The following is a 568-nucleotide window of genomic DNA, read 5'->3' as shown; positions in this document are numbered from 1 at the left end:
GGCTTCCTCGGGCGGCACCGCCATCGGGAAGGATTCGGAGGCGATCCGCGTGGTATCGACCGTGATGCGCCGCGCCTCGACTTGAGCCGCCTCGTAATCCTCGTCGGCCCGGGCAACCTGCCACTTCAAGGCCTGCGGCAACTCCGTCTCCTGGCCGCGCGTCAGTTCCAAGACGTCGCCCTCGCGCGCGGCGACCAGATCGTCCGGTGCGACGCTCGCCACAGCCGCCCTGCCGCGCATGATAAAGCGGATCACGCCCTCGGTCTCAAGGGCGTCGAACCCGAAATGCCGCGACAGTGTGGTGATCGAGGCGCGCGGGCTTTCCAGCGCGGTGATGGCGTAACCCTCGACCGCACCCCAGAGGCCGGAGACGTCGACCCGGGACTCGGGCAGCCCGGCGCGCAGGCAGAGGTGCCGGACCAGTGCGGCCAGCGACACCGCGCCGAGACGCCCGGTCAGCCAATGCCCAAGCCGCCAGTTCGCGCCGTCCGTCCAGACGTCGGTCAGCGCCGGAAAGAACGGATAGGGCCGCGCGTCCCAGGTCCAGGCGGCGCATTCCGGCACATGC

The 568-nt window shown here is 70.4% G+C and carries 1 protein-coding gene; it reads right to left on the bottom strand.

Annotation, left to right across the window (positions count from 1 at the left end):
* A partial coding sequence (locus E3D03_RS21220; RefSeq protein WP_263568577.1) for a phage tail protein occupies nt 1–568 on the bottom strand: 568 nt, incomplete at both ends.

Origin of the sequence: Paracoccus sp. DMF, from assembly GCF_004407025.1 — a bacterium.
Lineage (GTDB): Bacteria > Pseudomonadota > Alphaproteobacteria > Rhodobacterales > Rhodobacteraceae > Paracoccus > Paracoccus aminovorans_B.
Note: the sequence above shows the minus strand (reverse complement) of the source record. Positions and strands in the feature narration are given on the sequence as shown.